This window comes from Kitasatospora sp. NPDC057936 (assembly GCF_042887525.1).
GTDB lineage: Bacteria > Actinomycetota > Actinomycetes > Streptomycetales > Streptomycetaceae > Kitasatospora.
In genome coordinates this window covers 144,798-157,554 of the sequence record NZ_JBHVPD010000002.1, presented here as the reverse complement: position 1 = coordinate 157,554, position 12,757 = coordinate 144,798, and the positions used below count along the sequence as shown (strand labels likewise).

Below are 12,757 nucleotides of genomic sequence, written 5' to 3'. Positions count from 1 at the left end.
GGGCCGGATCGGCTGGGGGTCAGGGCGTCGCGGACGCGGTCGGGGCGGCCGGCGTCGACTGGCCCGCCGTCGCGCCACCGGACGCCGTCCCGCTGCCGGGGTGGAAACCGTCGGGCACGGCGCGGCCCGGGTAGTACTGGTCCTGGAGGCGGTTCCAGGTGCCGTCCGCGATGACCTCGTCGAGGCCCTTGTTCAGGGCGGCGAGCAGCTGCGGCCGGTCCGGCGCAACGGCGAAGGCGGTCGGCGAGGGGCTGAGCTGCTTCTGGACGAGCAGCACCTTGCCGCCGCTGTCGTTGGCGCTCTTCTCGCCGATCTCGGCGGGGGAGATCCAGGCCTCGGCGGTGCCGGTCTTCAGCTGGTTGAGGGCGCTGTTGTAGTCGGGGACGCGCACCGGGTTGAGGTTGCGCTTGGTGGCGTAGTCGTCCTGGACGGTCCCCTGCACGACGACGACCCGCTTGCCCGTCAGCTGGTCGAAGCTCGTGACGGACGAACCCGCGGGCACGTCGAGCCCGAAGTAGCCGAAGTCGTAGCCGTTCGTGAAGGCCACCGTCTTCTTGCGCGCCTCGGTGACGGTGATGGACGAACTGCCCACGTCGAACTTGTGGTTGGCGACCTGGGACAGGAGGGCCGAGAAGTCGGTCGAGGCGAACTGGACCTTCAGGCCGACCTTGGCGGCGACGGCGGCGAAGAGGTCGTTGTCGAAGCCGGTGAACTTGCCGTCCTTGAGGTAGACGTTCGGCGGCGCGTCCGAGAGCGTTCCGACGTGGAGCGTCCCCGGCTCGGTGAGCTGGTACGGGTTGTCGGCGGACTTGGCGTCGGACGACGCGCTGCTGCTGCACGCGGTGAGGGGCACGAGGGAGGCGAGGGCAGCGAGGGCGGCGACGAGGACCCGGCGCGGGCGCATGGTGGCTCCAGAAAGGCGGTGGCGGTGAAGGAGGCGACCGTCGGTGAGCGGTGCCGAGACGGCGGTCCCGGCCCGGTCGGGCCGGTCGCGGGCCTCACCGCGTCGGTCGAACGATTGACCTGATCAATATCCGCCATGATCGTTGCCGAGGTGTTGCGGCGGTATGAAAGCTCCCCGGGCCGCCCTCCGGGCACCCGTTGACGCCGCCGGCGCAGTCCGGCTAGCTTCCACGGCATGCAGCAGCGCTCCGTCGCCCTGACGACCCGCGGTCACATCGACCTCCTCCGGGTCTGTTCCGCTGCCTGTCTCGCCTGCTGAGAGCGCCCCGCCCGCCTGCCTCCACGGCCCGATCCGGCCGAGCCCATCGGCAGCCGTCGCCTGTAGTCGGCCTTCTGCGTCCGTGCACAGTCGAGGCGCGCTCCTGCCGTGCGCCGGACGACGACACCATCCCGCTGCGCCCCCCCGAACCACTCCGGAGCATCCACCGTGAACGTTCACCTCCACTGGTTCCTGCCGACCGGCGGCGACGGCCGCGGCCTGGTCGACCGCCACGCCTACGCCAGCAACCTCGACGGTGCCGCGGCGAACGCCGTCCCCGGCCGGGCGGCCGCCGCCGTGCGCCGGCCGGACGTCGAGTACCTCGCGCAGATCGCCAAGGCCGCCGACCGGCTGGGCTTCGAGGCGGTGCTCACCCCGACCGGCACCTGGTGCGAGGACGCCTGGCTCACCACGGCCTTCCTCGCCCACGAGACCGAGCGCCTGAAGTTCCTCGTCGCCTTCCGCCCCGGCTTGATCTCGCCCACCCTCGCCGCCCAGATGGCCGCCACCTACCAGCGGGCCACCCGCGGCCGGCTGCTGCTCAACGTCGTCACCGGCGGGGACGCCGACGAGCAGGCCCGCTTCGGCGACCACCTCGACCACGACGGCCGCTACGCCAGGACCGACGAGTTCCTCACCGTGGTGCGCGGCGCCTGGAGCGGGACGCCGTTCGACTTCGCGGGCACCCACTACCGGGTGGCCGGTGCCCACGTGCCCGTGCCGCCGACGCCGGCCGTCCCGGTCTTCTTCGGCGGCTCCTCGCCCGCCGCGGGGCCGGTCGCCGCCAGGCACGCCGACGTCTACCTGACGTGGGGCGAGCCGCCCGCGCAGGTCAAGGAGAAGATCGACTGGATCCGCGGACTCGCGCAGGCCGAGGGCCGGGAGATCCGCTTCGGCATCCGCCTGCACACCATCTCGCGCGACTCCTCCCGCCACGCCTGGCAGGAGGCCGAGCGGCTCCTGGACGGCATCGGCGACGCCGAGGTCGCGCGGGCCCAACACCTGCTGGGCCGCAGCGAGTCGGTGGGCCAGCAGCGGATGCTGGCCCTCCACCGGGGCTCCCGTGCCGAGTTGGAGATCCACCCGAACCTGTGGGCCGGCGTCGGCCTGGTCCGGGGCGGCGCGGGCACCGCTCTCGTCGGCAGCCACGAACAGGTCGCCGACCGGATCGAGGAGTACCACGCCCTCGGCGTCGACCACTTCGTCCTCTCCGGGTACCCACACCTGGAGGAGGCCTACTGGTTCGGTGAGGGCGTCCGCCCGGTGCTCCAGTCCCGCGGGCTGGTCGGACCCCTGCCCGGCGTGGTGTGACGCGCTATCCAGCGCACCTCGCCGCCGTCGCCGGGGCTCGTCGACGTTCGTAGCGGATCTGTGGTTCCGCACGCCCTGGCGCAGTGGTCCATGGGAAAGCCAGGGGGGCGTCACAGCTCCCGGCGCATCAGGACGCACATCGTCTCGTGGCGGCGGACCGATCCGTCGGGCGCTTCCTCGTCCCAGGCGTCGGTCTCGCGCCCGTAGGCGACGTAGCCCAGGCGCTCGTACAGGGCGCGGGCCCGGGGATTGTCCTCCTCGACGCCGAGTTCGGCCCGGCGGAGGCCGCGGTCCCTGATGCGCTGTTCGGCGGCGCGGATCAGGAGCGTGCCCAGGCCGCGGGACTGGAGGGCGGGGAGCACCGCGAGCTGCCAGATCGTGCCGGCGCCCGCAGCGGCCCGGTAGTCGACGCCGCCGATGGCCACCGGGATGTCCACGGGCGTGCAGACGGCCAGGTAGTCGACTTCGCCCGCCGCCGCGCGCAGCAACTCCCGTTCCACGCTGCGGAGATGGAGGGCCGATCCGGACCACGTGCACGCGGGCAGGTCCTCCGGGCGGAGGTCCCGCACGCTCACGGGCACGGCGATGGTCGACGCGACGGCGGACAGGTCGCGGGGGAGCGACTGGTGAGGACCCATGCGCGGAACCGTACTCCCGTCGATCCGCCGTCCGCAGGCAGGTTTCCCTTGACCTCAAGCCCACTTGAAGGGCGAGGGTGGTGCGCATGAGTCACGAAACGAGTACCGAGAACCCCGATGTCAAAGCCATCGCCGACGTCGTCGCCACCGTCGAGCGCACCCAGCGGGCCAAGGACGTGGACGGCTTCCTGGCCCTCTTCCACCCCGACGCCCTGTGGACCACCGCGCACGGCAGGGTCCTGCTCGGGCGCGAGGCGATCGCCGGGTTCACCCGCGCGGTGCTGCCCGCCGACGACTGGGACGGGCAGGTGACGTACGAGGTGGCGCACGTGCGGTTCCTGCGCCCGGACGTCGCCGCCGTCAAGGTGCGCCAGGTGTACCGGTCGGCCGACGGCGATTCCGAGGGCAGCCCGCTCTATGTCATGACACGCGGCGCCGACGGACGGTGGCTCCTGCACGCCTGCCAGAACACTGCGGTTCACGCGGGGTAGACGGCCGGGTGCACCCCGGCCCCGCACGGGGGTCGGGACCGGGGCGCGCCCGCTCGTGTACGGAGGCTTCCTGCGGAGGTCACCGCGGCGGGTGCCACACATGGGTGGGCAGGGCGTCGGCCAGAGTGTTGAAGAAGCGCTGGTCGCGCCAGGCGTCCCGGTTGCCGATGACGAACAGACGGCGGCGCGCGCGGCTGACCGCGACGTTGAGGAGATTGGGCCGGGAGGCGGCCCAGCCGCGTGCCCCGGGGTGCCGCGGATCGGTGCCGAGCACCAGGATGACGACGTCCGACTCCTTGCCCTGCGTCGTGTGGACGGTGCCGACGCGCGTACGGTCCAGCAGGCCGCGGGTGACGCGCTGCGCGCCGGCGACGACGTCGCGGAACGGGCTGATGACGAAGATGTCGTCGGCGGAGACCCCGCGGTCGAGGAGCTTCTCGACGATCTGCCGCAGGGCCCGCCCCTCCTCCGGGATCCAGTGGCCCTCGGCCTGCGGGGAGGCGACGTCGACCCACGAGCTGCCCGCGTACGGGAACGCCCCGCGATCAGGGGTGCCGTGGACCATCAGGCCGTCGTAGGCGATGGCATTGCTGACCGCGAACATCGGGTCGTCGCAACGGCGGTGGACGCGGAGCGGCGCGCCGACCCACACCTCGGTGGAGCCGTCCGGGAGTTCGGCGGGCAGCGTCGTGCCGTACCGGTTGGCGCGGTCGGCGACCCGCTGGACGGACGTGCGGCTCGGCGCCCACTCCTCGTCCACGCCGAAGTCGCGGCGCAGCGCCTGCTGGGCCGTCCAGGGCAGGACGACGACGGGCTCCAACTGGAGCGGGTCGCCCACGACCACGGCCCGCCGCGCCCGCCAGAGTCCTCCGACCGCCATCTGCGGGGTGGCCTGCCCCGCCTCGTCGATGAAGAGCCAGCCGAGGGACTCGCGGCCGAGGCCGGAGAAGACCCGGTCGAGCGAGGCGAACGTGGTCGACACCAGGGGAACGACCAGGAAGAGGCTCTGCCACGCGGCGCGGCGGGCCTCCTCGGGCACGGTCTTCGGAGCGGCTCCGGAGACCACATCCATGGCGGCCCTGAGGTTGGCGCGCATCGTCTTCGCGGTGCACCGGAGGAAGGCCTTGTGGACCTCCATCGCCGCGAAGAACACCTCGGTCCTCGCGGCCGTGATCTCCTCGTCGGCCCACGGGGACGAGAGCTCGCGGCGCTCGGACTCGGCCAACAGCTCGGGGGAGGGCACACGATCGCCCCAGCGCGCGCGGGCCGTCGCGAGAGTGGACTCCAGCCGCTCGGCCCGCTCGACGGCGTCGGCATGCTCCACGCGGTGGTGGTGCAGCGCGGTCTCGGCCAGGTGTGCGGCCGATCCTGCCCGCTGTTCGGCATCCCTGGCCCCGTCGGCGGCGAGCCGGGCGGCCTGCTCGCGCTCGGCCAGCGGCGCGTCGCCCGCGTGCCAGTCGCGAGCCGCCCGGCCGGCGGTGAAGAGGCTGACGGTGAACCCGGGGCGCCGCTCGAAGTGGGCCTGCCGCTCGCGCTCGCAGTCCTCCAGGCGCCGCTGTGCCTCGGCTGCCGCCCGGGCGGCTCCGGCAAGGTCCTCCTGACGGTGTCGCAGGTCCTCGGCCGTGGTCCGGACGGCGCGGGCGGCGGCCTCGGCCGCGGCCCGCGCGGCGGGCAGGCCGGACAGGGCCTCGGCGGCCTCCGCACGCTCGGCGCCGAGCCGTTCGACGGTGGCCAGCGCGCTGCGGAACCGGTCGACGGCCGCGCGCCACACGCCGCTCTGGGGGGAGGCGGCGTACTCGGCCAACAGGTGCTGCAGGCCGCGCCCGGTGTCGATCCAGCCGTCACGCCGTGCGGTCCGGCCGGCGGACGGGCGGGCGGCGGCCCGCGGGCCACCATCGGGTCCGGTGCCGGTGCCGGTGCCAGTGCTGTTGCCGTTGTCGGGTCGGGTGTCGGACGCCTTCTCCTGGCCCCACCAGAAGCGGGAGACGAACTCGCCGCGGTTCCTCTTGCTGCCCAGCCTCGCCGCGATGGCACCCCAGGCGGGCTCGCCCTTGAGCAGGCGGGTGGCCTGCTCGGCGAAGTAGTCGGCCTGGGCGTGCCAGTCCTCGTGGACGGCCCCCAGCGAGGGGATCTCGGTGGAGATGTTCTCGACGGCGCCGTTGTTGGCGGAGGCGACGACCATCTCGAATCCCGTGAGCTCCGGGCGCAGCTCCCTGACGGTGCGGGAGTACTCCCCGGACTTCCACTGGTGCGTCGTGTCGCCGAACGCGGCTGACGGCAGCCGGAGCCGCGCCAGCCGTGTCGCGCGCTCCACGACGAGGTGGGCGACGATGTCGCGCAGCATCGTCGTCTTGCCGGTGCCGGGTGGGCCGTTCACGGCGAAGACCCCGGCGGAGTCGGTGAGTTCGCCCCCGACGAGGTTGACGGCGAACTGCTGGCTGAGCGCCAGCGGGTACTTCGTACTGGCCGGCCAGCGGCCGGGCGGGGCCGCGGCGGGACTCACCCGGAGGAGCGCCTGCTCCGGCTGGTGGCGGAGGTCGATCCGGTGCTCCGGGCGGAAGGCCGCGGCGGGCGCGAGGTAGGTCCCCAGAGCATGGCCGGGATCGTTCAGCGCCAGGTCGCGGGTGACGCGGTCGAGGTCGGCGGCGATGAAGCTGTTGAGGAAGTCCTGCTGGTCCACGTCGTCGGCGCGGTCGGACCGGACCTGCACGCTCCTGACCCGGACGGCGAACGGCGCCAGGTCCTTCGCCACGGACCAGTCGTCGGCGAGGTCGGAGGCGAAGCCGAGCAGGTCCGCCGCCGTGATGTGACGGGTGCCGACCGGGCTCTCCGACCCGTCCGCGCCGTCGTCCGGTCCATCGGTTCCCTCTGCGAGGAGGGCCCGCGCTGCGGTGAGCGCCTCCGCGGCCGGAGTGCCGTCCGCCGCGAGCACCGGTACCGGGTCCTCGCCGAGTTCACCGGCCCGTGCGTGCCAGGACTGGGCCTCCCCGTCGAAACCGTCCAGCCAGCCCGGCCGGCCGGGCCCCGGGCGGCGGGCGCGTCCGGTCGCCCAGGCACAGGTGGAGAAGATCGGGGAGTCGAGGAGCAGCCGGCCCTCGTCGTTGACGGTCAGGGCGAACAGCGCGCTCTCGCCGGCCATGCGCCCGTCGTGGTCCTCGTCGTCCTCGCCGAAGACCTCCAGGAGGGCGTCCCGCACCGCGCTCAACGGGAAGACCCCGCCGTAGACGACGTGCTGCCAGGTGAAGCCCGGTTCCAGCGGCAACCGGCGCAGCGGATGGCCGTCCTGCCAGGGCAGCGGCCGATCCGGTGAGACCTCGTACACCCGCTCGCGAAGGGACGCGGCCGGTACCTTCTGCGGGCTGAAGAGCTCCACCGCCCGCCAGTACCCGACCACCGCCGCCCTACGCCGACGCTCCGCCGTCATGGCATTCCCCCCGCAGCTCCTGGTTGCTCACCTGCTCATCGGCGACGATCAGCCTACGGAATGCCGGGGCACCGCGGGACACCTCGGGGTACGGCGGCAGTCCGCCCGTCGGCCCGGCGGTGACGAACGACGGTCGGCGTAGGACGGTGGGCGGCCCGCACTATCGTGCCGACGTGACCGACACCGCGCAGCGTCCGCTGCTGTTCCTCGACGTCGACGGCCCGTCGTTACACCGGGATCGGCGGGAGACCCGTGAGCGTCCGAGGGGCCGAATCGCGGGCGCGGAAGCCGAAGCTGATGAGCGTGATGGCCTCCCCGGCGCTGAGGGGGGTCCGGCCGTGCGGCGTGAGTGCGCCGTCGAACACGACGCAGTCGCCTGCGGCGAGCTCGCATTCGAGGTAGCCGTCGGCGTTGATGAACACGGTGGTGCTGACCCGGGACGCGCCGGTGGGACGATCGTGCTTGAGGCACAGGAGCAGGTTGGCCTCGCCGAAGCCGAACTCGTCCAGGTGGAAGTCGAGGTGCTGTCCTTCCTCATAGGCGATGTAGACGGCGGTGTGCGGCGGCTCGACGTCCAGGCCGGTGGACCGCGCGACGACTGTGGCGAGATCGACCTGTTCGGCGAAGTGGTTGGCGGCGTCACCGACGGCGGCATTCCACTTGCCGTTGTGGAGGTATCCGTTGGCGGCGACGGCCTTCTCGGCCTCCTCCTCCATCGCGGCGAGCAGCACCGACGGGAACGACTCGTCGCGCAGGTGGCGCGGGTGTACCCGTTGGTGCGCGGTGAGCCCGGCCACGGCGTTCCGGAGCGCCGGGAGATCGAGTGCCCACTGGGACGACGTTCGTGCCGTGGTCCGGGACTGGAGCCAGGCGGTCCACTGGCGGCTCCATTGGCCGGGTGCGGGGGGACTGGCCGCCGCTGCGCCGGTCTGGCTGATCAGCAGCTCGACCCGGTCGAGTGCGGCCTGTGTGGACTCGACCAGCTCGGCATCCCCTTTGGCGATCCGCAGCCGCAGCGCTTCTTGCAGGTGGCCCTGCGCGCCCGCGAGGTCTCCGCGCTCCATCAGGTGCTTGCCGGTGTGCTGGAGCGCGTAGTCGAGGAGTTCCGGGTGCTGGCTTCGGGCGGTGTTCAGGGCACTGCGGTAGAGCGCGTCCGCGCTCTGGGCGTCCCCGGCGTAGCGGTGCGCGTCGCCGAGGTTGAGCCCGGTGGCGACGACGGCCCTGCTGTTGCCGATCGTCGCGACGATGTCGAGCGACTGCCGGAGGAACGTGCGGGCCTCGTCGTGGTTGCCCAGGCACATCTGAGCGATGCCGATCCATCTGGTCAGAACCCGGGTACGGGCGGGGTCGGTCCCCTCGGACAAGGACCGCAGTTCCTCGTGGAGTTGGCCGACCGCGGCGGTCAGCTCGTTCCGGTCGGTGGGGACCATCCGCAGGCTGTCGTCATGGGTGATGAGGTGATCCAGCACGTGACCTCCGTCGTTCGGGTGTGCTCAGCGTGGCACTACAGGTGGTCGGTCTGGTGGCGCAGGTCGGCCAGCAGCTCCCGCCCGTGCGGGGTGAAGTGCGCGGTGAGCAGTTCGAGTTCGCGCATGAGGTAGCGCACGGCCGGCAGTCCCTCGTCGTAGGCGCTCTGGAAGTTCGCGCGCTCGGCGCGAGTGAGGTCGTCGCGGCGCAGTTCGGTCTGGCGGAACCGGAGCAGCTGGTTGTAGACGCAGGTCGCGTGGAAGGCCCGGTCGATCTCCCAGTACTGGTTGCGGTCGTCTCCCTGACCGGCCCGCCACCTGATCTCGATCTTGGGAGAGGTCTTGGACGAGTAGCCGTCGGCGAAGACCTGGTGCTGGAGGACGTGGAAGCTGATCGACTGGTGGGTGCCCTCATGTAGCAGGTTCTCTGCCAGGTAGAGGTGGGAGGGCTGCTCGCTGACGGTGTTCGGCGGGATGTGGCGTGCCGCCTTGTCCGAGAACACGATGACGTACGGGAGCGCGGGGTCGCTGGAGCTCGTCAGTGACGATACTCGGGCACCGGGCTTGAGACCCACCCACAGCAGGCCCCGGACGAACTCGCGTACGCGGTCGAAACCTTCGGGGTGGACCAGCGAGAGGCGGTCCAGCGCTTGGACGAGGACCGTGCGGCGCTCGCCGGTGTGTTCGGCGATCCGGTAGTCCGCCAAGTTGATCTCGTTGGCGATCTCGGCGGGGAGTTCGGCGTGGAACCAGTCGAACGTAGCCCCGGCCACGGTGACGGGTTCGCTGCGCAGGGATCGGGCGTGCTCGGCATAGGGGGTGCCAGTTTTCACCAGGCGCTCCATCAGGGCGAACGGCAGCGCCGTCTCCGCACCCTCCTCGCGGAGCCGGATCAGGTCCGGGTCCTTGCGGTCGAGGTCGAAGAAGGAGCCGGCGGGGACGCGGTCAGCGATGGCGGACTTCAATGTGGACTCTCCTTGATCTGGGGTGTGTGCGGCCGAGAGCGGCGGGTCGGCGGGGGTGAGTACCCGTCGCCGACCCGCCTGTGCAGTCAACTAGCCGGCACCGGTTGGGGCTGAGGTCAGGCCTCGGTGCCCACCGGGGCGAAGTCGCCGTCGGGGACCCTGTGGTCCAGGCGGCGGGTCAGGGTCTCGACGCCCGTCTGCGGGGCGAAGTCGCCGTCGGGGACGCTGTGGTCCAGCTGGCGGGTGAGGTTGGTGACCTCCGGGTCACCGGGCTTGAGGGTGGCGGTGCTCATGTGCCTCTCCAATCGGGTTGGCTTCTGCTCGCCGGGGTGGGTGAGCAGTCTTTCCGAGATCTTGCAGGTGATCGGCAGGGCCGCCCGATTGTGTGGGCTGGGCGGCCTGGCATCGCTGTTGTTCGCGGGAGACCGAGTTGGTACTAGGCTTCCGCTGCCACTGCGATGCCGTAGTCATGAAGTTACGGCCAGTGAATCGACGGTTCGACGGACTGCCAGTACGAGTTACCCGGACGATCGAGGCCAAGGGGGGCCTGGAATGGCTGCTCGGACACCACCGAGAGGTATCGAACCGCTGACTGGCAGTCAGTCCGAGGCCGTGCGGCTCCCCGAAGGGGTGATCTCTGGCTTCCTGTTCAAGGTCATCCGGGAGCAGATCCCGAAGACTCAAGACGAGTTGGCCATGGACCTAGGGGTCGACAAGAGCACCGTCCAGGGCTGGGAGTCCGGCCGTCGGCCGCTCTCCTCCACCAGGGCAGGGAATCTGGTGGTGCTGCGCCGGAAGCTGATCCTTCTGGGCGCGCCGGCTGGTCTGGTGGGTCTGATCAGCCTCGCGATGGACGCGGACTTCGTTCTCGGCGAGATACTGCGGTCACGGCCTACGAGGTCCGAGGTTCTGGAGCATCCGTTGGCCGGGTGGGTGCTTACCCGGGACACCACGCACATGATCGGGTGGGCTGTCAGCGGGGTTCTGCCCGGTGCTGTGGCCTCGGAGTTGAACATCCCTGCCGCCCGACGCGGGCCGGTCTCCACTGCGCCGCTCCTCGGGCAGGACGTGCGCTCGCGATTCTTCGACAACCTCCGGCACACTGCCGACCTGGTGGAAGCCGGGGGTGAGGAAACCGCGTTGCTCCGCAGACAAGTCTGGTACCTGTCCTCCTATGACCGGGCCCGCGATGTGGTCGAGTGGTTCGGCGGGATGCAGCGTCGAGGCCGGATTCCCTCGGCCGGCTCAGGGTGGTCACCCCGCTGGGCCGAGGCTCGGTCGGTCGCGGCGGCACTGGCGCGGCAGGGAGATCCCGAGTTGCTCCGGGACTTCATTGCCCGCTCAATCACCGACAACGACGACTTCGAAAACGCAAACCTGAACTACTGGGCTCACTGGCTCGGGCTTGACTCACGTCCCCAGACCAGCGATGACTTTATGGCCGAGCACGAACGGCCGGAGTGGGACGCTTCCTCACTGCTGCGTCAGTTCGCCGTCCGGCTGGACCGCGCAGGCGAGTACACCGACCTGTACGTTCATTCGATCTGGGCACTCATGCTCGGCCGACGCGGCCTGGCCGACGCAGACCCCCGTACAGCCCGCGATCTGGCCGCACGAGTGCGCACGCTGCTCGAAAGTGACGGTCTTTCACAGCAGTCCCGCCGCGAGCTGGAGTCTGTGCACTACGGTCTGCGGGTAGGCGGCTATGGCAACAACCGACCCAACAGCGAAGGACAGCGATGACGGACGACAGGCAGGCGAAGGGCACCGCGGGCTACCTGTTCGAGGCGGGCATGCTCAAGCGGGCGAAGCGCTCCGGCTGGTGGATCGCTGGGGTCAAGGACCCCGAGACGATTGCCGAGCACTCGTTCCGGACGGGTGTCGTCGGCGCGGTGCTCGCGATGATGGAGGGCGCCGACCCCGCCAAGGTCGCCCTGCTGTGCCTCTTCCACGACACCCAGGAGACCCGGGTCGGCGATATCCCGCACATCGGCCGCCGCTACCTCACCGCCGCCTCGAACGAACGCGTGACAGCCGACCAGGTCAGCGCGGCTCACCCTGCCGTCGTCGCCGGGGTTCAGGCGATCGTGGAGGAGTACGAAAACGCCGAGAGCCCGGAAGTCATCGTCGCCCACGATGCGGACAAGCTGGAGTGCCTGATTCAGGCCGTGGAGTACCGCGAGCAGGGGTATCAGAACGTTCAGCCGTGGATCGACAGCAGCCTCGGCAGCCTCAAGACCGAGTCAGCTCGCACCCTTGCTGAGGCCGCACTGACAATGACGTCCTTGGAGTGGCAGAGGGTCTACCTCGGGTGACGCCGCCGCCGGGCGATAAGCAGCCCGCTCGGCAAAGTGAGTTCATCGCCATGGCAGACGGCATGGACGCTATCCGCGCTCGGCTTGGCCTGTAGGCGCTGGCCGCGTCGCTCGCACCCCCGCCTCGATCTGGAGGCGGGGTGCTGGGGTTTTGGGCTTGTCTCCGTCAGCGGTGCGGGTTTGGTGTCACCCGGCACTTCTCCTCTTCCTCCGGCGGCGGGAGTGGGACGGCGATGGACAGCTCGATGCCGGCCACGGCCCGGAGCCGGTAGCCGTACCCCGGCTGGAGGGTGCCCGGCGGGGCGCGTGAGGTCGATGTCTGCTCCGGTGCGGGCCCGCTCGGCGCGCTCGCGCTCGGCCGGCTCGTCGGTCACCCCCGTGTTCGACCTGGCCGCCGGCCTCCAGGACCTGGCAGCCTGTCGCCCCCTCCGGGCGACTCGTCGTCGCCGCGAAGCTCACGCTGGACCCTGCGAACGGCGCGGATCGCGACAACTGCCGCCTCGCTGAGCCGCGGGATAACCCGAAGCAGCACGAACCGAAGGCCCGCAACGCCTGTACCGAGAGCAACCAGCCACTCAGGGACTCTCACCGACAACTCCCTTTGATAGGGCAGATCGGGGGAGGTCCCTGTTTTTAGGCAGGCTCGACCCGACCTACCGCAAGCGGTAGATGAATCGAGACCTGCCGGTGCAGGTGCTCGGAAAACTCGCTCAAGCTAGTGAAGTCGAGGCTTTCCGGTGCGGGTTGAGCGTCAACCCCCGCCCAGCCGCTGTCAGTACACCGGTACTCAGGCGGCTATGCGGGGGGTAACCCCGGGTGTATTCCCTTGCACCCGGGGTTGCGACGTACCGAGAGGTGCCAACCTCTCGGCAGTAGCTTCATGGCCTTCCGTCAGATATGTCAAACCGCCTGGAGGCATCCCCCT

Annotated in this window: 10 protein-coding genes; 4 read left to right on the top strand and 6 right to left on the bottom strand. The window is 71.0% G+C overall.

What is annotated here, in order from left to right; all coding sequences use genetic code 11:
* Positions 1 to 19: 19 nt before the first annotated feature.
* Positions 20 to 904 carry an ABC transporter substrate-binding protein gene (locus ACFVU9_RS01865; protein WP_387588921.1) on the bottom strand — a complete coding sequence of 295 codons (885 nt, stop codon included), beginning with the start codon at positions 902 to 904 and terminating at the stop codon, positions 20 to 22.
* Positions 905 to 1,390: 486 nt separating this feature from the next.
* On the opposite strand from ACFVU9_RS01865, the gene ACFVU9_RS01860 reads away from it, so the two are divergent.
* Positions 1,391 to 2,533, top strand: coding sequence for an LLM class flavin-dependent oxidoreductase (locus tag ACFVU9_RS01860; protein ID WP_380501312.1), 1,143 nt, complete (start codon positions 1,391 to 1,393; stop codon positions 2,531 to 2,533).
* 110 nt (positions 2,534 to 2,643) lie between these two features.
* Here ACFVU9_RS01860 and ACFVU9_RS01855 read toward each other — a convergent pair whose 3' ends face one another.
* Positions 2,644 to 3,171 (bottom strand): GNAT family N-acetyltransferase, encoded by a 528-nt coding sequence (locus tag ACFVU9_RS01855; RefSeq protein ID WP_380445741.1) that lies wholly within the window; start codon positions 3,169 to 3,171, stop codon positions 2,644 to 2,646.
* A gap of 86 nt (positions 3,172 to 3,257) precedes the next feature.
* Between ACFVU9_RS01855 and ACFVU9_RS01850 the strand changes: the two genes are divergently transcribed.
* Entirely contained in the window at positions 3,258 to 3,662 is a 405-nt protein-coding gene (locus tag ACFVU9_RS01850; RefSeq protein ID WP_380445739.1) for an SgcJ/EcaC family oxidoreductase, read from the top strand.
* 79 nt (positions 3,663 to 3,741) lie between these two features.
* On the opposite strand, the gene ACFVU9_RS01845 is transcribed toward ACFVU9_RS01850, so the two are convergent.
* The 4 genes from ACFVU9_RS01845 to ACFVU9_RS01830 all read right to left on the bottom strand — a co-directional run bounded on the left by ACFVU9_RS01845 (position 3,742) and on the right by ACFVU9_RS01830 (position 9,810).
* Positions 3,742 to 7,086 carry an AAA domain-containing protein gene (locus tag ACFVU9_RS01845; protein ID WP_387588918.1) on the bottom strand — a complete coding sequence of 1,115 codons (3,345 nt, stop codon included), beginning with the start codon at positions 7,084 to 7,086 and terminating at the stop codon, positions 3,742 to 3,744.
* 227 nt (positions 7,087 to 7,313) lie between these two features.
* Positions 7,314 to 8,555 carry a tetratricopeptide repeat protein gene (locus tag ACFVU9_RS01840; protein WP_387588916.1) on the bottom strand — a complete coding sequence of 414 codons (1,242 nt, stop codon included), beginning with the start codon at positions 8,553 to 8,555 and terminating at the stop codon, positions 7,314 to 7,316.
* 35 nt (positions 8,556 to 8,590) lie between these two features.
* Entirely contained in the window at positions 8,591 to 9,517 is a 927-nt protein-coding gene (locus tag ACFVU9_RS01835) for a hypothetical protein (protein ID WP_380445735.1), read from the bottom strand.
* A 116-nt stretch (positions 9,518 to 9,633) separates the two neighbouring features.
* Entirely contained in the window at positions 9,634 to 9,810 is a 177-nt protein-coding gene (locus tag ACFVU9_RS01830; RefSeq protein WP_380445734.1) for a hypothetical protein, read from the bottom strand.
* A 319-nt stretch (positions 9,811 to 10,129) separates the two neighbouring features.
* On the opposite strand from ACFVU9_RS01830, the gene ACFVU9_RS01825 reads away from it, so the two are divergent.
* Both ACFVU9_RS01825 and ACFVU9_RS01820 read left to right on the top strand, forming a co-directional pair.
* A complete protein-coding gene (locus ACFVU9_RS01825; RefSeq protein ID WP_387588913.1) occupies positions 10,130 to 11,260 on the top strand; it encodes a helix-turn-helix domain-containing protein in 1,131 nt (376 codons plus the stop codon).
* Positions 11,257 to 11,832 (top strand): HD family hydrolase, encoded by a 576-nt coding sequence (locus tag ACFVU9_RS01820; RefSeq protein ID WP_387588911.1) that lies wholly within the window; start codon positions 11,257 to 11,259, stop codon positions 11,830 to 11,832. Before ACFVU9_RS01825 ends, ACFVU9_RS01820 begins: the two co-directional genes overlap by 4 nt.
* The last annotated feature ends 925 nt before the right edge of the window (positions 11,833 to 12,757 follow it).